The sequence below is a fragment of the Streptomyces sp. NBC_01268 genome (assembly GCF_036240795.1).
Taxonomy (GTDB): Bacteria; Actinomycetota; Actinomycetes; order Streptomycetales; family Streptomycetaceae; genus Streptomyces.
This window is the reverse complement of the sequence record NZ_CP108454.1, coordinates 5,612,309-5,631,651: the sequence shown is the minus strand read 5'-3', so window position 1 is coordinate 5,631,651 and position 19,343 is coordinate 5,612,309. Positions and strand designations below refer to the sequence as shown.

Sequence of the window (19,343 nt, the reverse complement as noted above, 5' to 3'; positions counted from 1 at the left end):
TCCCGCTCCCGCGCAACGCAGTGTCATGTGCCGTGGGCACAGTGTTACCCAGCCGCCCTCGGGGCCGCTCTCAGGCTCGCGTGGTGCCGCCGCATCTGATGGGCGAACTTCCGTCCCTCAGTGGTCAGTTCATCTGATTCAAGCAGGATCGCCAAGGCTTCACCCACCTGATCGTGGATACGGTCGAACTGCTGACCGGCACGCGCCCGCCAGGGTCGCGGAAGCTGCTCGGCAACGGATGCGCCGCGCCACAGGTCGGTCAGCGCCAGGTGGGCGTAGGCGCCGTGCAGCACCCCGGAGATGGGCCGGGGCTCGGCACGCCAGCCGACCTTGTGCACGGCCGCCCGCCCCGGCCCGTAGAGCGGCACGAGCTCGTGCAGGGTGGCCAGCTTGCTGTGGTGCAGCTCGTGGACGAGCGTCTCCGCCATGTCCTGCGCACCCGACGGCAACGAGGTCAGTACGGCTCCGGGGGCGGCGCTGAGCGTCGCTCCGAACGCTCCGGGCCCGTGGGCCACGAGCGGCACGAGCGCGCGCACCGCGCGGCGCACCTCGGCGGCCCGGGAGGGGTCGGTCCTGACCAGCAGGGCGAGCCCCGACCGCCAGCGGTCGGACCAGGCTTCCCGGTCGGTGACGGCGTGGTCGGTGGCCGCGCGGGGCGGGCTGCCGATGCCGCCGGGCGGCACGCGGTACGGGTCCATGTCGTCGAGGCGGGCGACGGAGCCGCTGAGCACGTGCAGGCCGCGCCAGCCGGGGCCCCGGCCGGTGAGGGCGCCGGTCCGGCGGTCGGTGAGCAGGAGGACGACGGGGGCGGCGCGCTCGGTCCCCTCCGGGCGGAGCCGGCCGACGCGGGACCGGGACGTGATCCGGATCCGGTCCGCTCCGGCGCGCAGCCGCCCGACCCCGGGCAGCACGAGGAGCCCGCCGGGCACCTCGACCGTGCGGTCGACCGGGCAGCCCGCCCGCAACGCGGCCGTGGCGGCGAGGACGTCGAGCCGTGCCAGATGGCGGTCGAGGCCCGGTCCGACGGGCTCCGCCAGCGCGGCGGCCAGCCAGCCGCCCGTCGTCGGGTAGTCGAGCAGGTCCCGGACGACGGCGGGGTGGCGCCGTTCGGCCTCTTCGAGCAGCCGCCAGGAGGCGGTGAAACGCCGGAACACCGCCTCGTCGACGGCGTCGCGGTTCCGCTGGACCCGCACCAGCAGGGCCTTGAGCAGCAACAGGCGCCGGGCGTGCAGGGCGGAGCGCAGCAGCGAGGCGCCACTCTGCTCGGAGCGCGTGCGCGCCAGCTCCGCGAGGGCCGCGGCGTGGGGGCCGGCAAGGGTCATGGCCGCCGCCTCCCACAGGCCGCCCGCGACTCCCCGTCTCTGGCCGGAAACAGGCGTCGTCCGCCGGACGTGCCGTCAGTGGACGCCGTAGGCCTCGCCGTCGTCGGTGAGTGCGCCCTCCGGCCAGGCGTCGGCCAGTTGCTCGGGCCGCCACAACAGCCGGTCGACGGCCGTCGCGAGCTCTGGATCGTCCATGAAGCGCAAGGTCCGCAGGTCGACGGCCGCGAGATCGGGCAGGTGCGACGAGCGACCGTCCTCGCGGTCGACATCGGCCACCCACTCCATGTGCTCCAACACTCTCGGCTCCTCCTCACCGGCGCCTGTCCCCCACGGTCGTAGCGGCGCAGCGGTTCTTCCCGACGCCAAGAACTCAGAAACCCGTTCGACTCAACTGCGCCCATTCACGCCCCCGTTATCAAGCCGTTCCGCTTCCGCCGCTTCCGCGCGCTCCTCGGCTACGCCTCCGCCCCGCCCCACGCCCACCACGGCGGCGCGATCCGGCGCCGGTCCTCCCGGGTGAGCCGGTCGGGCCGTTGCCTCGGGTGGGCTTCGACCTCCGCGAGGAGGGCCCGGGTGCGGTCCACGTCCGCCCAGTCCACGGGCTGCAGCGCCGCGTCGAGCCGCCGCCACTGTCCGGCGGCGGAGCGCAGCACCGTGGTGGCGCGCCCGACCCGCCCCATCAGGTACAGCACCGCGCCCTGGGCGTGCAGCGCGCGGGCCGCGGTGATCGTGCCGGGGACCTCGCCGCGGGCGGTGCGGGCGTCCTCGGCGGCGCGCTGGTAGGCGGTGAGCGCGTCGGCGAGCTGCCCGTCGCGCGAGGTCTCGCTCAGCTGGAAGCGCACCCAGCCCAGTTGCAGCCACACCGCGGCGCGCGGTCCGGGTTCGCGGGCGGCGCGGACGGCCTGGTCGAGGAGGTGGCGGCTCTCGTAGAGGTCGGGCAGGAAGCCGCCGCGGTCGAAGCGCAGGGCGAGCACGCTGCCGATGAGGACCCGGGCGCGGGAGCGGGCGGCGTCGTCGGCGGGCAGGCAGGTGAGGGCCTCGCGCAGCACGGACTCGGCGCGGTCGACGGGCGCGGTGCCGGCCCCGGCGGCCGCCCGGCGCATCAGGGACTCGCCCCAGGTCATCAGGAGCCGGCCGCGCTGCTCGCCCTCGGCGGGCGTGAGCAGGGTGGCCTGCTCGTAGGCCTCGTCGGCGGCGGGGCCGTCGCCGGTGGTCTCGTGGAGCCGGGCCTTCGCGGTGGTCCAGCGCAGCCGGAGCGCGGTGGAGTCGCCGAGCAGCGGCTCGGCCCGGTCGAGCGCGGCGGCGACCGTGTCCGGGGCGGAGCCGGCGAGGTGGCGGGCGTCGGCCAGGTCGAGCAGGACGGGGCCGCTCTCGCCGAGGGCCAGCGCGGCGGTGAACGCGGTCGCGGCGGGCGTTCCGTCGCCCCGGGCGAGCAGCAGGCGTCCGCGACGGACGAGGAGGGCGGGCCGGTGGCTCTCGGGCCAGCCCGTCACGTCCGAGGCGGCACCCGCGACGTCCGAGGCGACGCCCGTGACGTCCGAGGAGGTGCCCCTCAGGTCCGAGGAGGTGCCCCTCAGGTCCGAGGCGAGCGCGGCGAGGGCCGCGTCGAGGCCGGCGGGGTCGCCCGTGTGGCGCCACAGGGCGTGGCGGGCGGCTGCCTGTTCGAGGTGCGCCTCGGCCCAGACGTAGCCGCCGGGCGCGGCCAGTTCCCCGGCCCGTTCGAGCTCGGCGAGGGCCCGGGTGAGGAGTTCCTGGCGCTGCCCGGCGTCCCGGACGGCGAGGGTGCCGGCCTGCGCGTACAGCGCCTGGCCGAGGACGAGGAGGGCGCCCGCGGTGTCCTCGGGCGACGCGGCCGGGTCCTCGCCGCCCAGGGCGGCCTCGGCCAGCTCGCGGGCGGCGGTGAGCAGGGCGGGGTCGGACTGGGCGCGCCACTCGTCGAGCAGCCGGCGGGCGCGGGCGAGCGGGTCGGGCGTGACGAGGTCGGGCTGGTAGAAGCGCAGCACGCGCGCGGGGATGCGGGCGAAGAGCTCCGTCTCGGCGTCGGCGGCCTCCAGGGGCTCCTCCCCCGGCACGGTGGCGGCGGCCTCGTCCTCGGTGCGGTGGCCGGCGAGCCGGGCGGCGGCGAGGGCCGGGAAGTTGCGCATGCCCTGGCCGAAGTTGCGCTCGACGAACTCGGAGACGTGCTTGAGGACGAGTGCGGCGGCGCCCCGGTCGAGCGAGCCGAGCAGATGGTCCTGGACGGGGCGGGGGTAGCTGAAGCAGGGGTACGGGGTGGGCTCGGGCAGGCGTCTCAGCAGTCCGCTGAGCAGGACCTCCGCCAGCTCCATGGGGCCGGTGTCGGGGAGCATGGCGCGCTGCACCAGCTGCATCACGGGCAGGGCGAGCGGGGCGGCGGCGAGATGGACCGCGAGCCGCATCGCACCCGGGGAGGCTCCGGCGCGGAAGGCGCGCAGCAGCTCGTCGTCGCCGCGGCGCACGCTCCGGGGCACGCCGGGGCTCGCGAGGGGGGCGGACTCCGGGCCGATGCGGGCGGCCCAGCCGCGGACCGCTCCTCCGCCGTGTCCGGTGAGCAGCCGCGCCCAGGACGCGAAGGCCTCGGGGGTGGGGGTGAGCACGGGCACGGCCCGCAGGTCGGGGGCGACGGGCTCCCAGGGGGCCTCGTCGGGCTCGAAGCGCGGCCGCCCGCCGGGGGCGGCGGGGCGCAGCAGGACGCCGGGTTCGACGGGCAGGGCGGTGCGGGACCACAGGCGCGGGGGCAGCGGCTGGACGAGGGCGAGCGGCGACTGGCGGGGCCACTGGTGGATCAGCCGCTGGGCGGCGCCGCGCTGCCAGAGGGGGCCCACGCAGTCGCTGACGATCAGGGTGAGGCGGCGCCCGGTGGGGTCGTGGAGCTGGTCGCCGGGGCGGAGCCGCGGGCGCCCGTCCGGTCCGGAGGTGGTGGTGACGAGCGGCGGGCCCTCGCCGGTGTCGTAGAGGCGGTGGACCTGGACGTCGCGGAAGGCGCCGGACTGCTGGCAGGCCTGGCGCAGCTCCTCGACCATCCGGGTCCACACGACCATGGCGGGGCCGGTGTCCATGAGGAGCTGGATGTCGGGGCGCACTCCGGCCGCGGGGCGGAGCACGGGGGTGAGGATGCCGGAGGCGGCGCTGTGTTCGGCGGTGGCGTCCTCGTCGAGCCGTCCCTCGCCGGGGCGGGCCGGGAAGCGGGCGGCGTAGTGGCGCAGCGGGCGCAGCGCCTTCTGCAGGCCGAGGAGGCCGGGCAGTGCGTTGGCGCCGGGGGCGCGGACGGGCAGGGCGGCGCCGGAGCGCACGGCGGCCCCGCCGGCGCCGCTCGCCCCGGTGCGGTCGTAGCGCATGCGCAGGTCGACGGTCTCGGTGGCGCGGGCCGGTGGGTCGGTCGCGTCGGGTGGTGCCGGGGTGACGTCGTCGCCGATGGCCTGATCCGTACGGTCCTCGGGGTCTCCGGGCAGCCCGGGACCGGACGGCCGGTCCTCCGAGCGCCCCTCCGGGTCGGCTCCCGGCAGCCACTGGGCGAGCCAGACGGCGTCCGCCACCTCCTCGGCGGTGGGGTCCTGGCCGCCGGCCCGCATTCTGCGGGTGAGTTCTTCCAGGTGCATCCGGTTCGTCCGGTGCATCCGGCCATCACCTCGGCTGATCGAGCGGCTGCATGAGCATGTCCGCGATGCGTTCCCGGGTCACCCGCTCGGTGCGGGGGGCGTGCTGGGTCAGGTAGAGGGCGTTGAGCAGCTGGTCGGTGGCGATGACCTCGCCGGGCTCCCGGTCGAGGAAGCGGTCGACGAGGCCGGGCTCGGCCGCGGCTGCGTCGGGGCCGAGGTGGGCCTCGATCATGGCGCCGAGCTGCTCCTCGCCGGGGGCTTCGAGCTCCAGTCGGATGCAGCGCCGCAGCAGGGCCGCGGGGAAGTCCCGTTCGCCGTTGGAGGTGAGGACGATGAAGGGGAACGTGCTGCAGCGGATCCGTCCGCCGTAGACGGGGACCTTGCGTCCGTCGTCGGTGAGCACCTCCACGACCGGTTCGCGGTCGGCGAGCCGCTCCAGCTCGGGGATGGCGAACTCGCCTTCCTCCAGGGCGTTCAGGAGGTCGTTGGGCAGGTCGATGTCGCTCTTGTCCAGCTCGTCGATGAGCAGCACGCGGGGCAGTTCGGAGGGGAGCAGCGCGGTGCCGAGCGGACCGAGCCGCAGGTACGAGCCGATGCCGGCCGGGCTCGCGGCGGTGGCGGTGCCTCCCGCGTCGGCGCGGGCGCGCTCCAGCTGCACGTCCTGGAGGCGCCCGATGGCGTCGTAGCGGTAGAGGCCGTCCTGGAGGGTGGTGCGGCTGACGATGGGCCAGCGCAGCACCCGTCCGAGGCCGAGCTCGTGGGCGACGGCGTGGGCGAGGGTGGACTTGCCGGTGCCGGGGTTGCCGGTGACCAGGAGCGGGCGGCGCAGGTAGAGCGCGGCGTTGACGGCGTCGGTCTCGGCGGGCCTCGGGTGGTGGTTCTGGACCAGCCGGCGGCGCACACCGAGCCGCCGGTCGGAGCCGGCGAGGGTGTCGTCGGCCCCTCCGGCGGAGAAGTCGCGCCAAGGCGGCGGGGCGGGCAGTCGCCGTACCTCGTCGTGCGGATGGCCGGCACCACGGTAGATCCGCCAATCGTTCACGCCTGACTCCTCCTGGCAGTGGTGATGTCACCGGCCCCCTCGACGGTACCGTTCGGCCACCCGGTCTGCCGACGGTCAAATCGGTCTCGCTGCGGGCGAGTTGGGACCGGAGGCGGGGGCGGGCACGAGGTCGTGCGCTCCGGGCGCGCGGGGGGCGCCGGCAGGGGCGTGCTCCGGACCGGTGGGGGCGCGTTCCGGGCGAGCGGCGGCGCACTCCGGGCGGGCGGAGCCGCCGTCCCGGCTGACGGAGGCGGGTCCCGGAGAGGCGGAACCGCCGTCCGGGCCGGCGGGGCCTGCGTCCGGGCACGCGCGCTCGCGGCGGGGCTCACCGGTCGGCCTCACCGAGCAGGGGCGGCCCTTGGAGGAGGTCGTCGAAGGGCGGCCGGTCCGGGGGGTCGTAGAGCACGGCGAGGTCCTCGGCCCAGGCGTGCTCGGACCGCTCGCTCGGGTCGGCCTCCACGTCGGCGGCCCGCATCCGCAGGGTGCGGACGGGCTGGTGCAGGCCCTCGGCGGAGCCGGCGCCCGCGAGCAGCTTGCCGGCCTTGTGGTGGAACTCGGCGCAGTCGCCGTGCTCGGGCGCGCCGTGCCGCCACAGGGCGATGGGGTGCCCGGCGGCGAGCGCCACGTCCATCGCGCGGTGGCCGTCACCGCCGCCGACCGGGCCGCAGTAGACCGGCACGCTGCCGTCGACGGCGCCGCCGAGCCGCTCGTAGGCGCCCATCCGGCTCTCCCTGCGGACGTGCGGGGCGTGCCCCTCGGCTCCCGCGGCGAGGACCTCGGCGCGCAGCGGCACGGCGCGCAGGGGGCCGCTCTCGCTGCCCCGCCAGCGCCGCCGCCACTCGGGCGAGGGCGGGTGGTGGCTGCGGTGGCGGTCGCGGAGGACGACGATCCGGCGCTGGCCGAGCGGGAGGGAGCGCTCGCCGAAGTGCTCCTCCTCGGGCGTGAGCCGCCAGGTGTCGAGCGGCAGGTCGAACAGCTCGCGCGGCAGCACCACCTCGACGGCGGCGAGGTGGTCCCCGCTGTCGCCGCGGCGCAGGGCGTCCACGAGCGGGGCGCGCAGCGTCTCCTGGAGCTGGTCGCGGGCCACCCCGGTGTCGTTGCCGCTGAGCGGGCTGACCGTGCGCCCGTCGAAGAGCAGCATCAGGCGCCAGGTGTAGCGCTGGGGCGTGGCCCACGGGACGGGGTCGACCTCGATGCGTACGTCGGCACGGGCGCCGGCCTCGCGCGCGGGGCGCTCGGCGGGCTCCTCGTGCTCCGCGTCGGCGGCGCCGGTCCGGGGCGCCTCGGGGTCGAGGAGGGCCGCGATCTCCTCCTGGACGGCGCCGTGGGCGCCGCCGGACTCGTCGACGATCCAGTCCTCCAGGCGCCCCAGGCCCTCCGTGCCGGGCCCGGAGCCGTACCGGTCGGTGAGGTGCCGGACGATGTGCGCCGCGTAGAGGAGCACGGCGTCGAGCCCGAGGTCGGTGCTCCCGGGCCGGTTCTCCTGCTGGGTGGCGTGGAGTTCGTGCAGCAGGCCGACGCCGTCGCGCCAGGTGCGGGCGTCGGTCTCCAGGACGGCCTGGTAGTCCGGGTGGAGCACCCGGCGCTTGACCGCGTCGACCAGCGCCATGACCTCGCCGGGGCCGGTGGGCGGCGGGAGTTCGGCGAAGCGGCCGTAGAGCTGGGCGCGGCGGACGGGGCTGACCCCCCGCGCGGTGGCGGGCCACAGCTCCATCTGCGCGGCGGTCCAGGTGCGTCCGCCGCGCGGGGAGCGCAGGCGGGCCAGGTGGTGCCGGTCGTGGGCGCGCAGCACCTCGTGGAGGATCTCGCCGCCGGGCACGTCGTGGAGCTCGCGCAGGGCGGTGAGCGGGACGGCGGCGCCCTCGTCGCGGCCGCGGCCCTTGTTGAGGCCGATCACCGCGCCCCGGCGCAGGTCGACGACGGGCCCGCCGGAGACGCCTTCCACGGGGAGGGTCCAGCGCAGCAGGAGCGCTCCGCCGTCGACGGCGTGGGCCTCTCCTTCGGCGTGCCGGATCCGGACCTCGCCGGTCTGGTGGGACCAGCCGTGCAGGCTGATCGGGCTCGGGGTGGTGGGCGGACGCTCACTGAGCCGGACGCAGGCGGCGCCCTGGGCGTCGGGGACGTGGACGAGGGCGAGGTCGGGGAAGTCCCAGCGGGCCGGGACCTCTTCGGGCGTGGCGGGTCGCGGCTTGGCCAGCACGACCCGGCCGGTGGTCTCGCCGCCCTCCCAGGTGATGCCGACGGCAGGCTCGTCCCTCCACACCGCGCTCCCCCCTTTCGCCACGACGTGGGCGCAGGTCAGCACCCAGCCGGGGGCGATGAAGAAGCCCGTGCCCCAGTACGGGTCGCCGTGCGGGTCATACCCGCCACCGGGAGCGGCGATGCGTACGAGTGCGGGGCGCACGAGAGCGTCGAAGGCGTTCATGAGGCGCCATCGGCCGCCGGGGGCCGCAGGGGGCCGGTGCCGCGCTCGTCCTCCGGGGATGCGGTCGGCGGCGGGACGGTGGGCGCGGAGCCGCCGGGCGGTGGTGCGGCGGGCGCGGGGCCCGGCTCGGTCCAGGTGAGGGAGACGTTCACGGAGGCCTTGCCGCCGCCGTCGGCGAGGACGCCGATCACCTTGCCCGCCTGCGCGGAGAGTTCGATGCCGAAGCTGACGGCGACCTCGACGGGCGACTGCGGGTCGATGCCCGCGCGCAGCGAGCCGACCACCCCGCGCACCACGTCGGAGAGGCCGCCGGCCATGGACACGACCCGGTCCCCGAGGGAGCCGATGCCGGTGTCCTGGAAGCCGCCGCCCCGGTCCAGCTCCTCCACGGCGCCGACCCGGGCCCAGACGGGTGTCCCGTCGTCCAGTCGAATGCGAGCGATTCCATGCGTCACAGCGGCCCCCGCTCCCCGAAACGATGATGAAGAAGGCTAGTCCGTGGTGCGGAGGAGGAACAGGGGACGCCGTGGGGGCGTCGCGGCACGGCCTATTCTGATCGCATGTACTTCACCGACCGTGGCATCGAGGAACTGGAGAAGCGGCGCGGCGAGGAGGAGGTCACCTTCGAGTGGCTCGCCGAGCAGCTGCGGACCTTCGTCGACCTGAACCCCGACTTCGAGGTGCCCGTCGAGCGCCTCGCGACCTGGCTGGCCCGTCTCGACGACGAGGACGACGACGAGGACTGAGCGGGTACCGGGCGGGCCGTGGGCCCGCCCCGCGGATCAGGGCGGGACACCCGCTAGGGGGTGTCGCCGCGCAGCCGGTCGTAGGCGAGTCCGAGCGCCCCGTGGGCGACCAGGAGCACACCGGCCGTCGCCCAGCCGCCGCTGCGGCGGGTGACCCCGAGGGCGAGCAGCGGCACTCCGGCCGCGAGCTGGGCCGCGCCCAGCAGCCGGGCCTTCGGGCCGCGCAGGTACGGACCGAGGCGGCCGCCCTCCACGGCGTCGAGCTCGGCGCGTACGGCATCGCGCCAGCCGTGCCATTCGATGGGTTCGGCGCCCTGGACGCGGGCCACGGAACGCAGCCGGTCGGCGCTCTCGCCGGGGGTGAGGCCGGTGGGCAGGGCGAGTCCGGCGCGGGCGAGGACGGCCGTGATGCCGATCAGCCGGGCGTGGGCGTCGGCGTCGGGGTCGGGCCGGGTGAGCGGTTCGAGGGCCTGGACGTCGAGGACCGGGTCGAGGTCGAGGCGGGCCGCGAAGGTGCGCATGGCCTCGTCCTCGCCGACGGGCGTCCCGTCGGCGAGCCAGGTGTAGCCGACGGTCCTGCGGAACCCGGCGGCGAGCGTGAGCCCGGCGCGTTCCGCGTCCCACCACAGGGCGAGGACGGGCCAGGTGGCGGCGGAGACGGCCAGGGCGGTGGCCCAGCCGGTGACGACCCGTTCGACGGGCTCGCCGTCGTCGAGCCAGGGCTTGCCCTCCGGTACGAGGACGCTCCATTCGGGTCCCGCGGGGGCGAGGAGCAGCCCCTCCCTGAGCAGTTGGGCCGGCGGACGGACCGCCGAGGGCTCGGCACGGCAGAGCAGCAGCGCTCCGGCGGGGCGGGATCCCGATGTCGCGTTCATGGCCCCTACGCTAGGGCAATTTGTCCGTGTACGGCGGTACATGCCCGCCGCGACGCCCCCTCATCGAACCCTGTCAGGGGAGATTCAGGGTTGACGTGACCCTACCGCGATATATCGTGTCTATCGAGATACGCGATATGTTGCGTCGCGCATCGTCCGGAGTCGTGAGCCCACACGGGAGGCCAGCACCATGACAGAGTGGTCCGTCACCGAGCCGCGGAAGCTCCCGCTGACCGATCCCGTGACCCGGCTCCAGATCCGCGTCGTCAACGGCACGGTCAACGTCGTGGGCACCGACGAGAGTTCCGCCCGCCTGGAGATCTCCGAGATCGAGGGCCCGCCGCTCATCGTGAGCCAGGAGGGCTCCACCCTGACCGTGAGCTACGAGGACCTCCACTGGAAGGGCTTCCTCAAGTGGCTCGATCCCAAGGGCCACCGGCGCCGGGCCGTCGTCTCCGTCGCCGTCCCCGCGGGCGCCGACGTCGAGGTCGGGGTGATCGGCGCCGAGGCCGTGATCTCCGGCATCAGAGGACGCACGGAGGTCCGCGGGGTCACCGGCGACACCACCCTGGTCAAGCTCTCCGGCCCGGTCCGCGCCGAGACCGTCTCGGGGAACCTGGAGGCCCAGTCCGTCACCGGCGCGCTGCGGGTCAACTCGGTGACCGGGGACGTCACCGTGTTCGAGGGCGCGGGCACCGCGGTGAAGGCCGAGACGGTCAGCGGGGACATGGTCGTGGACCTCGACCCGGCCGCGGGCCTCGACGGGCCGCCCGCCGACATCCGCCTCACCAGCGTCTCCGGTGAGGTCGCCATCCGGCTGCCGCACCCGACCGACGCCACGGTCGAGGCGAGCACCACCAGCGGCGGCGTCTCCAACGCGTTCGAGGACCTGCGGGTGGGCGGCCAGTGGGGCACCAAGTCCATCACCGGTACCCTCGGCGCCGGCCGGGGCACGGTGCGGGCCACCACGGTCTCCGGTTCCATCGCCCTGCTGCGCCGCCCCGAGCCCGAGCCCGACGGCGACGGCTGGACCGCCACCCCCTCCGCGTCCGGAAAGGCCCTCTGACATGCCGCCCGTCTTCGCCCACGGCCGACTCCGCCTCTACCTGCTCAAGCTGCTCGACGAGGCGCCCCGCCACGGGTACGAGGTGATCCGGCTCCTGGAGGAGCGCTTCCAGGGGCTGTACGCGCCCTCCGCGGGCACGGTCTACCCGCGGCTCGCCAAGCTGGAGGCCGAGGGCCTGGTCACCCATGCCACCGAGGGCGGCCGCAAGGTCTACTCGATCACCGACGCGGGCCGCGCCGAGCTGGCCGGCCGGGGCGGCGAGCTGGCCGACCTGGAGGTGGAGATCCGCGAGTCCGTCTCCGAGCTGGCCGCCGAGATCCGCGACGACGTCCGCGGCGCCGCGGGCAAGCTGCGCAACGAGATGCGGGCGGCGGCGAGCGCGTCCCGCACCAAGGAGTCCTCCTCCTTCGCCGACGCCAAGGAGGAGCTGCGCAGGGCCCGGCAGGAGTGGCGGGAGCAGACCCGCCAGGCCCGCGCGGAGGCGCAGTCGGCCAAGCGCCAGGCGAAGGAGTTCCAGCGGATCGCCCGGCAGGTGCAGGAGCAGGTCCAGGAGCAGGTGCGGGAGCAGGTGTCGCGCGGCGAGTGGCCGAAGGACGTCTGGAAGGGCATCTCGGACATCACGGCCCAGCTGGGCGACCTGGTGACGGGCGCCGGCCACGACAAGGCCTCCCGCCGCGGCCCCGTCCCGGACCAGCCCACCGGCGGTGCCCCCGCCCCCGGCCGGGCCCCGGCCGAGGAAGCGGCTCCCGGGTCCGACCGGGTCGCGCCGGCCGGAGACACCTTGACCGCGGCGGAGGCCCCGGGCACGGAGGGCTCCCCGGCCCCGAAGCGCCTCGCCCCGGAGCACACCCCGGACCAGGGCCTGGCCGCGGAGTACGCCCCGGCCCCGGAGCACGCGCCGGGCAAGGAGCAGGCGCACGGCCCGGAGCGGGCCGCCGCCGACTGGGCCGCGGACATAGGGACGGGGGGCGATCCGGCCCGCGAGCTGGACCGGCTCCTCGACCGCTTCCGCGACGAGGTCCGCGACGCGGCCCGCGACCACGGCGTGCACCGGGACCAGCTGGCGGAGGCGCGCCGCCACCTGGCGAGCGCGGCCACGGAGATCACCGCGCTCCTGCGCCCCCGCGCGAAGAGCTGAGGCCGGGCCCGGTGCCCGTCGTCAGCCCCGGGTGACCGTGACCGTCACCCGGGCGCCGGGGGCGGCGAGGACCCAGGCCCGGCCGTCGGCCCTCTGCCAGACGAACGCCCTCCCCCGGGCCGCGACCTGCCACGCGCCCGGGGGCAGGGAGAGCTCGGTGACGCGGGAGCCGCGCCGGGTCGGGGAGTCGTAGGTGAGCCGGTAGACGCCCGCGGCCGGGTCGTACGAGGAGGAGCGCACGGTGCCCGCGACGGCCTCCGCGTACGGCTCGGCGGTGAGCTCCTTGTTGGTGCGGAAGGCTCCGGCGCCGTCCACGGCGCAGTAGCCGCCGCCGTAGCACCACTCCCAGCCCGCCGATCCGGAGCTGTAGCGGCCGAGCGAGGCCATGGCCTCGCGGTAGAAGCGGTTCATGTTCGGCTGGGAGTTGTTGAGCGGGCCCCACTCCCCCACGATCACCGGCACCTTGTACTGCTTGGGGTAGAGGGTGACGGCCTGCTCGTAGTTCTCGATCCAGCGGGCGGCCGGGTCGTAGTCGCCGCCCGCCTCCATCGCGCCGTTGTAGAAGTGCGGCGCGTACACGATCTTCGGGTCGTCGATCCGGCCGAGCCCGGTCGGCACGCCCTCGCCCACGATCGGGGTGGGTTCGACGAAGATCCAGCCGTCGCGGTCGACCGCGCGGATCTCGTCCGCGATCCGGTTGTACATCGGGGTCAGCTGCTCGCGCTCGATCCGGCGGGCGGCGGTCGGCAGGTCCTCGCCCTCCCGCAGCTCGCCCATGGGCTCGTTGATCGGGTCGTAGCCGAGGACGGCCGGGTGGTCGCGGAAGCGCTCGGCCAGCACCCGCCACATCCGGGCCTGGGCGCGGCGCAGGTCGGCGTCCTCGTACAGATGGGTGAAGGCCCGCTGCACGGCCGGCTCGAAGTACTCGGAGAACCAGTCGTCGGGGTGCGGGGTGAAGGGCAGCCCGTCGGTCCTGGTCGCCCACTTCGGGATGCCCCGGGAGCCGAACTCGGGCCCGAAGACGTCCTGGTGGGCGTCGAGGACGACCTTCACGTCGTACTTCCGGGCCCAGCCGAGGACCCGGTCGATCTTCCGCAGGTAGGCCTGGCTGTACTGGCCGGGCCTCGGCTCCAGGTCGTCCCAGAAGACCAGCAGGCGGGCGAAGTTGAAGCCCTTGGCCCGCATGTCGCGGAAGTGGCGTTCGGTGATGCCGCTCAGGGCCTGGTCACCGCTGTGGGACTTGTCCGCCAGGTTCCAGCCGCGCAGGGTGAGGGCGCGGCCCTGGGCGTCGGTGAGGGCGGGTATCCCGTCCCCGCCCGTCGCGGTGCCCGGCGCGGCGCCTGACAGGGCGCCTGACGGGGTGTCCGGGGTGGCGTGGGCGGTCGTCGGGGCGAGGAGCGCGGCGACGACGGCGGTCGCCATGAGGGTGGTGCGCAACAAGGGAGCCTCCGGCACGATGAAGTGAGCATTGTTCACGTTTCGCGTGCCGGAGATCCCATCAGTACTACTGGCGAGTCATCAAGAGGTCGACAGGACGATCTTTCCGAAGAGTTCGCCCGAGGCCATCTTCTCGAAGCCCTCGCGCGCCCGGTCCAGCGGCAGCACCTCGTCGATCACCGGGCGCAGGCCCGTGGCCGCGCAGAAGGAGAGCAGGTCCTCCAGCTCGTCCTTGGAGCCCATGGTCGAGCCGACCACCTTCAGCTCCAGGAAGAAGATCCGGGTCAGTTCGGCGTGCGAGGGCCGGTCGCCGCTGGTGGCGCCGGAGATGACGAGCGTGCCGCCCGGGCGGAGCGACTTGACCGAATGCGACCAGGTGGCGGCGCCGACCGTCTCGATGACGGCGTCCACCCGCCGGGGCAGCCGCGCCCCCGGCTCGTACGCCTCGACGGCGCCGAGCTCGACGGCCCGCTTGCGCTTGGCCTCGTCCCGGCTGGTGGCGTAGACCCGCAGGCCGGCCGCCTTGCCGAGCGCGATGGCGGCCGTGGCGACACCGCCGCCCGCGCCCTGCACGAGGACCGAGTCCCCGGGCCGTACACCGGCGTTGGTGAAGAGCATCCGGTACGCGGTGAGCCAGGCGGTGGGGAGGCAGGCGGCCTCCTCGAAGGAGAGCTCCTTCGGCTTGGGCAGCACGTTCCAGCTGGGCACGGTGACCCGCTCGGCGAAGGTGCCCTGGTAGCGCTCGGTCAGGATCGAGCGCGGCTCGTCCGGGCCGACGCCGTGGCCGGTCTGACCGATGACGGAGTGGAGCACGACCTCGTTGCCGTGCTCGTCGATCCCGGCGGCGTCGCAGCCGAGGATCATCGGCAGCTTCTCCTCGGGCAGTCCGACCCCGCGCAGCGACCACAGGTCGTGGTGGTTGAGCGAGGCGGCCTTGACGGTGACGGTAGTCCAGCCGGGCCGCACCTCGGGCTCGGGGCGTTCCCCCAGTTCGAGGCCGTTGAGGGGCTGGTCGCGGTCGATTCGGGCAGCGTAGGCGGCGAACATGCGCCTGACACTAGGGGCCGACGGGGAGCGCACGGAACCAGGCACAGGTGTGACGCGCGTCCCTCGGGGCCGCGCCGCCCGCGTACGCGAAAGGGCCCCGTACGCGTGTACGGGGCCCTTTCGACGATCGGCAGTCGCGCGCGGTGACGCGTCAGCGGCGGGCGACGCCCTCCGCGCGGGCGGCGGCGGCCACCGCGGCCGCGACGGCGGGGGCGACCCGCTCGTCGAACGGCGACGGGATCACACAGTCGGCGGCGAGCGCGTCGCCCACGACGTCCGCGATCGCGTTCGCGGCGGCGATCTTCATGCCCTCGGTGATCCGGGAGGCCCGGACCTGGAGCGCGCCGGCGAAGATGCCGGGGAACGCGAGGACGTTGTTGATCTGGTTCGGGTAGTCCGAACGGCCGGTGGCCACGACCGCCGCGTACTTGTGCGCGACGTCCGGGTGCACCTCGGGGTTCGGGTTGGCCATGGCGAACACGAAGGCGTTCGGCGCCATGGACGCGACCGCGGCCTCGGGGACCGTACCGCCGGAGACGCCGATGAAGACGTCCGCGCCGGCCAGCGCGTCCTCCAGGGAGCCGGTCAGGCCCGCCTTGTTGGTGAGGCCGGCGATCTCGCGCTTGACGTCGGTGAGGTCGCCGCGGTCGCTGCTGACGATGCCCTTGCGGTCCGTCACGCAGACGTCGCCGAGGCCCGCCTCCAGCAGGAACTTGGCGATGGCCACACCGGCCGCGCCGGCGCCGGAGATGACCGCGCGCAGCTCGCCGAGGGTCCGGCCGGTCAGCTTCGCCGCGTTGCGGAGTGCGGCGAGGGTGACGATGGCCGTGCCGTGCTGGTCGTCGTGGAAGACCGGGATGTCGAGCCGCTCCTGCAGCCTGCGCTCGATCTCGAAGCACCGCGGCGCCGAGATGTCCTCCAGGTTCACGCCGCCGAAGGAGGGGGCGAGCCGGACGACGGTCTCCACGATCTCGTCGGTGTCGGTGGTGGCGAGCGCGATCGGCACCGCGTCCACGCCTCCGAACTGCTTGAAGAGGATGGCCTTCCCCTCCATGACCGGAAGCGAGGCCTCCGGGCCGATGTCGCCGAGTCCGAGCACCGCCGTGCCGTCGGTCACGACCGCGACGACCTGGGACTTCCAGGTGTAGTCGTTGACCAGCTCGGGGTTCTCTGCGATCGCGGTGCACACCTTGGCGACGCCGGGCGTGTACGCGAGGGACAGGTCGTCCCTGTCGCGGAGCGGCACGGTGGCCGTGATGGCCATCTTGCCGCCGCGGTGCAGCGCGAAGGCCGGATCGAAGGGCTCACCGGGAGCCCCTTCCGTGCCGGTGTCGCTGCGAGGATTGACGATCTCCGCTGCCATTGGGTTGACCCCTTAAGTCTTCTTCATTTGAGGGTGGCCGCTCCTGGATGAGGAGGGGTGGGTGGGTCCCGCAGCCGCCGTGTCTGGCAGCCGCGCGGGCGCGCCGCACAACGCGCCCTGAGCCCCGGATGAGGGGTGTAAGGATCCTTCTTACCGGACGGACGGGTCCGGAGACGAGTCCATACCCCCTCGGTGACGCGACTCATACCGAGCGCTACCGGGTACGGACGGAGAACGACACGTCACACCTTGTCCGGAAAGATGTATTCCCCACCCGAATAGCGGCCTTCGTATAGTCCGAATGGCGAGATCCGCGGGATAATTTTCGGTGCGGGGAATGTCTTCCCGCAGAAGGTTCTGCCTTGGGGCATCTGGTCGCCGTGATTCGGCAATGACCCGTTACCCGATTTTGACATCCGTGGCCGTCGGTTTGAGGCGGTCCGAATGGCAAGATGCCGTAATCACACGAGGTCGCGGCACTCGAAGGTGCGTGCGCGACCTATGGCAACTCCCTCACACGCCGGAGGAACCCGACCATGACCGCACGCTCCACGCGCTGTACGACCGCCAAGACCCGCACCTCCCGTCTTGCCGCGGTCGCCGCCATCGCGGTCGCCGGCTCCATGCTGCTGACCGCCTGTGGTGACCAGACCAACGGCGGCTCCACCAAGGAGGGCGGCTCCTCCACCACCGCCGGCTCCAGCAAGGCCCCGCTCTTCTCGAAGCTGCCGGCGGACATCCAGAAGGCCGGCGTCATCAAGGTCGGCACGGACGCCACCTACGCGCCGATGGAGTTCAAGAAGGGCGAGCAGGTCGTCGGTGTCGACCCCGACATCGCGGCCGCCCTGTCCAAGCAGCTCGGCGTGACGTTCACGTTCGAGAGCGGCACGTTCGACACCCTGCTCACGGCCCTGCCCACCGGCCGCACGAACATCGTGATGTCCTCGATGACGGACACGAAGGCCCGCCAGGAGGGCCTGGACGACAAGGGCAACAAGACCGGCACCGGCGTCGACTTCGTCGACTACTTCACCGCCTCCACCGGCATCCTGGTGAAGAAGGGCAACCCGGAGAACATCAAGTCGCTGGACGACCTGTGCGGCAAGAAGCTCGCCGTGCAGCGGGGCACCACCTACGAGCAGGCCGCCAAGGACCAGGCGGCGAAGTGCGAGAAGGAGGGCAAGCCGAAGCTGACCTTCGAGTCCTTCCCCACCGACGCCGAGGCCCAGACCCGGGTCAAGGCCGGCGGCGCCGTCGCCGACCTCAACGACTCGCCCGTCGCGGCGTACATCGCCCAGACGGCCGGTGGCGGCAACGACTTCGAGGCCATCGCCAACAAGACCGATGCCGGCTACTTCGGCATCGCCGTCGACAAGAAGAACACCCAGCTGCGGGACGCTCTCGCCGCGGCTCTGGATGCGGCGATCAAGGACGGCAGCTACAAGGCCGCCCTCGACAAGTGGAACGCCGGCGACGGCGCCATCCCCGCAGCCAAGATCAACGGCGGCTCCTGACCCTCGTCCCGCAACACCGAAGGGCAGTCGCTGTGACTGACAAGATCGACAAGGTTCCCGCCGGGGCGTCGCCCGCCCCTGCGGGGAACCCGCCTGAGGCGATCAAGGCCATCCCGGTACGCCACTACGGCCGCTGGGTCGCCGGAATCCTGGTCGTCGCCCTCCTCGCCCTGCTCGTCTTCGCCTTCTCGCAGGGCGACGTGCGCTGGGCGACCGTGCCGGAGAAGCTCTTCGACCCGAGCATCCTCACCGGCCTGTGGCACACCATCCTGATCAGTGTGGCCTCGATGGCGCTGGGCCTGGTGCTCGGCATCGTCTTCGCGATCATGCGCCTCTCGAAGAACCCGGTGACCAACAGCGTCGCCTGGCTCTACATCTGGATCTTCCGGGGCACCCCGGTCTACGTCCAGCTGCTCATCTGGTTCAACCTCGCCCTGATCTTCCCGATCCTCAACATCGGGTTCTACAAGGACGAGATGACCGACGTCATGACCCCCTTCCTGGCCGCCCTGCTGGGCCTCGGCCTCAACGAGGGCGCGTACATGGCGGAGATCGTCCGAGCGGGCATCCAGTCCGTCGACGAGGGCCAGACCGAGGCGGCGCACGCACTGGGCATGTCCCAGGGCAAGACGATGCGCCGGGTGATCCTGCCCCAGTCGATGCGGGTGATCATCCCGCCGAGCGGCAACGAGTTCATCAACATGCTCAAGACCTCGTCGCTGGTGGTCGCGGTGCAGTACCCGGACCTGCTGCGCAGCGCACAGGACATCGCCTCGACCTCGTTCGCGGTGATGGAGATGTTCTTCGTCGCCTCGGTCTGGTACCTGACGCTGACCTCGGTGTTCAGCGTCGGCCAGTACTACCTGGAGCGGCACTACGCGAAGGGCGCGCTGCGCTCGCTGCCGCTCACGCCGTGGCAGAAGGTCAAGGCGAACCTCTCCCGATTCTCCAACCGTGAGGCGGTGGCCAAGTGACTGCCATGGTGAAGGCCGAGGGCGTCCACAAGTCCTACGGCGCCGCACACATCCTCAAGGGCATCGACCTGGAGGTGCAGAACGGTGAGGTGTTCTGCCTGATCGGCCCGTCCGGTTCCGGCAAGTCCACCTTCCTGCGCTGCATCAACCACCTGGAGAAGATCAACGCCGGGCGCCTGTCGGTCGACGGCCAGCTCGTGGGCTACCGCCAGAAGGGCGACAAGCTCTACGAGCTGAAGGACAGCGAGGTCGCCCTCCAGCGGCGCGACATCGGCATGGTCTTCCAGCGCTTCAACCTGTTCCCGCACATGACGGCCCTCGCCAATGTCATGGAGGCGCCCATCCAGGTGAAGGGTGAGAGCAAGGCGGTCGCCCGCGAGCGAGCCGAACGCCTGCTCGACCAGGTCGGCCTCGCCGACAAGGCGTGGAACTACCCCTCGCAGCTCTCCGGCGGCCAGCAGCAGCGCGTGGCCATCGCCCGCGCGCTGGCGATGGAGCCGAAGCTGATGCTCTTCGACGAGCCGACCTCAGCGCTCGACCCGGAGCTCGTGGGTGACGTCCTCGACGTCATGCGCGACCTCGCCGAGTCGGGCATGACGATGGTCGTCGTGACCCACGAGATGGGCTTCGCCCGCGAGGTGGGCGACTCCCTGGTCTTCATGGACGGCGGCGTGGTGGTCGAGTCGGGGCACCCGAGGGACGTCCTGACCAACCCGCAGCACGACCGGACGAAGGCGTTCCTGTCGAAGGTGCTGTAGCCGCACATCGAGGAAGGGGCGG

16 protein-coding genes are annotated in these 19,343 nt (G+C 73.7%); 6 read left to right on the top strand and 10 right to left on the bottom strand.

Annotated features, from left to right (window positions below; genetic code table 11):
- Positions 1-44 precede the first annotated feature (44 nt).
- The 6 genes from OG309_RS25605 to OG309_RS25580 form a co-directional block, all read right to left on the bottom strand.
- Positions 45-1,322 carry an aKG-HExxH-type peptide beta-hydroxylase gene (locus OG309_RS25605; protein WP_329424091.1) on the bottom strand — a complete coding sequence of 426 codons (1,278 nt, stop codon included), beginning with the start codon at positions 1,320-1,322 and terminating at the stop codon, positions 45-47.
- A gap of 75 nt (positions 1,323-1,397) precedes the next feature.
- Positions 1,398-1,619, bottom strand: a complete 222-nt coding sequence (locus OG309_RS25600; RefSeq protein WP_329424090.1) for a hypothetical protein — start codon at positions 1,617-1,619, stop codon at positions 1,398-1,400.
- A 158-nt stretch (positions 1,620-1,777) separates the two neighbouring features.
- Positions 1,778-4,957 (bottom strand): SAV_2336 N-terminal domain-related protein, encoded by a 3,180-nt coding sequence (locus tag OG309_RS25595; RefSeq protein WP_329424089.1) that lies wholly within the window; start codon positions 4,955-4,957, stop codon positions 1,778-1,780.
- A gap of 7 nt (positions 4,958-4,964) precedes the next feature.
- Entirely contained in the window at positions 4,965-5,978 is a 1,014-nt protein-coding gene (locus OG309_RS25590; protein WP_329424088.1) for an AAA family ATPase, read from the bottom strand.
- A gap of 325 nt (positions 5,979-6,303) precedes the next feature.
- Positions 6,304-8,403: a VMAP-C domain-containing protein gene (locus OG309_RS25585; protein ID WP_329424087.1), complete on the bottom strand. Its 2,100-nt coding sequence runs from the start codon at positions 8,401-8,403 to the stop codon at positions 6,304-6,306.
- Positions 8,400-8,858 (bottom strand): CU044_2847 family protein, encoded by a 459-nt coding sequence (locus OG309_RS25580; protein ID WP_329424086.1) that lies wholly within the window; start codon positions 8,856-8,858, stop codon positions 8,400-8,402. The genes OG309_RS25585 and OG309_RS25580 overlap by 4 nt, the downstream gene beginning before the upstream one ends.
- Positions 8,859-8,963: 105 nt before the next feature.
- Between OG309_RS25580 and OG309_RS25575 the strand changes: the two genes are divergently transcribed.
- Positions 8,964-9,149 carry a DUF6104 family protein gene (locus OG309_RS25575; protein WP_046907272.1) on the top strand — a complete coding sequence of 62 codons (186 nt, stop codon included), beginning with the start codon at positions 8,964-8,966 and terminating at the stop codon, positions 9,147-9,149.
- A gap of 53 nt (positions 9,150-9,202) precedes the next feature.
- Here the strand turns inward: OG309_RS25575 and OG309_RS25570 are convergent, their stop codons facing one another.
- Complete coding sequence (locus OG309_RS25570; RefSeq protein WP_329424084.1) at positions 9,203-10,024, bottom strand: hypothetical protein; 822 nt, start codon at positions 10,022-10,024, stop codon at positions 9,203-9,205.
- 190 nt (positions 10,025-10,214) lie between these two features.
- Here OG309_RS25570 and OG309_RS25565 point away from each other — a divergent pair, with 190 nt between their 5' ends.
- Entirely contained in the window at positions 10,215-11,090 is an 876-nt protein-coding gene (locus OG309_RS25565; RefSeq protein ID WP_329424083.1) for a DUF4097 family beta strand repeat-containing protein, read from the top strand.
- A 1-nt stretch (position 11,091) separates the two neighbouring features.
- Entirely contained in the window at positions 11,092-12,228 is a 1,137-nt protein-coding gene (locus tag OG309_RS25560) for a PadR family transcriptional regulator (protein WP_329424081.1), read from the top strand.
- 21 nt (positions 12,229-12,249) lie between these two features.
- Here OG309_RS25560 and OG309_RS25555 read toward each other — a convergent pair whose 3' ends face one another.
- From OG309_RS25555 to OG309_RS25545, 3 genes are all read right to left on the bottom strand, one after another.
- Positions 12,250-13,650 (bottom strand): cellulase family glycosylhydrolase, encoded by a 1,401-nt coding sequence (locus OG309_RS25555; protein ID WP_402546255.1) that lies wholly within the window; start codon positions 13,648-13,650, stop codon positions 12,250-12,252.
- 96 nt (positions 13,651-13,746) lie between these two features.
- Entirely contained in the window at positions 13,747-14,712 is a 966-nt protein-coding gene (locus OG309_RS25550) for a zinc-binding dehydrogenase (protein WP_329424078.1), read from the bottom strand.
- 151 nt (positions 14,713-14,863) lie between these two features.
- Complete coding sequence (locus tag OG309_RS25545; RefSeq protein ID WP_329424076.1) at positions 14,864-16,075, bottom strand: NAD(P)-dependent malic enzyme; 1,212 nt, start codon at positions 16,073-16,075, stop codon at positions 14,864-14,866.
- 536 nt (positions 16,076-16,611) lie between these two features.
- Here OG309_RS25545 and OG309_RS25540 point away from each other — a divergent pair.
- Genes OG309_RS25540 through OG309_RS25530 form a run of 3 tightly spaced genes read left to right on the top strand, consistent with a single transcriptional unit; the run spans position 16,612 to position 19,321 of the window.
- A complete protein-coding gene (locus tag OG309_RS25540; RefSeq protein WP_329424074.1) occupies positions 16,612-17,589 on the top strand; it encodes an ABC transporter substrate-binding protein in 978 nt (325 codons plus the stop codon).
- A gap of 32 nt (positions 17,590-17,621) precedes the next feature.
- Positions 17,622-18,563: an amino acid ABC transporter permease gene (locus OG309_RS25535; RefSeq protein WP_329424072.1), complete on the top strand. Its 942-nt coding sequence runs from the start codon at positions 17,622-17,624 to the stop codon at positions 18,561-18,563.
- Positions 18,560-19,321: an amino acid ABC transporter ATP-binding protein gene (locus tag OG309_RS25530; RefSeq protein ID WP_329424070.1), complete on the top strand. Its 762-nt coding sequence runs from the start codon at positions 18,560-18,562 to the stop codon at positions 19,319-19,321. The genes OG309_RS25535 and OG309_RS25530 overlap by 4 nt, the downstream gene beginning before the upstream one ends.
- The last annotated feature ends 22 nt before the right edge of the window (positions 19,322-19,343 follow it).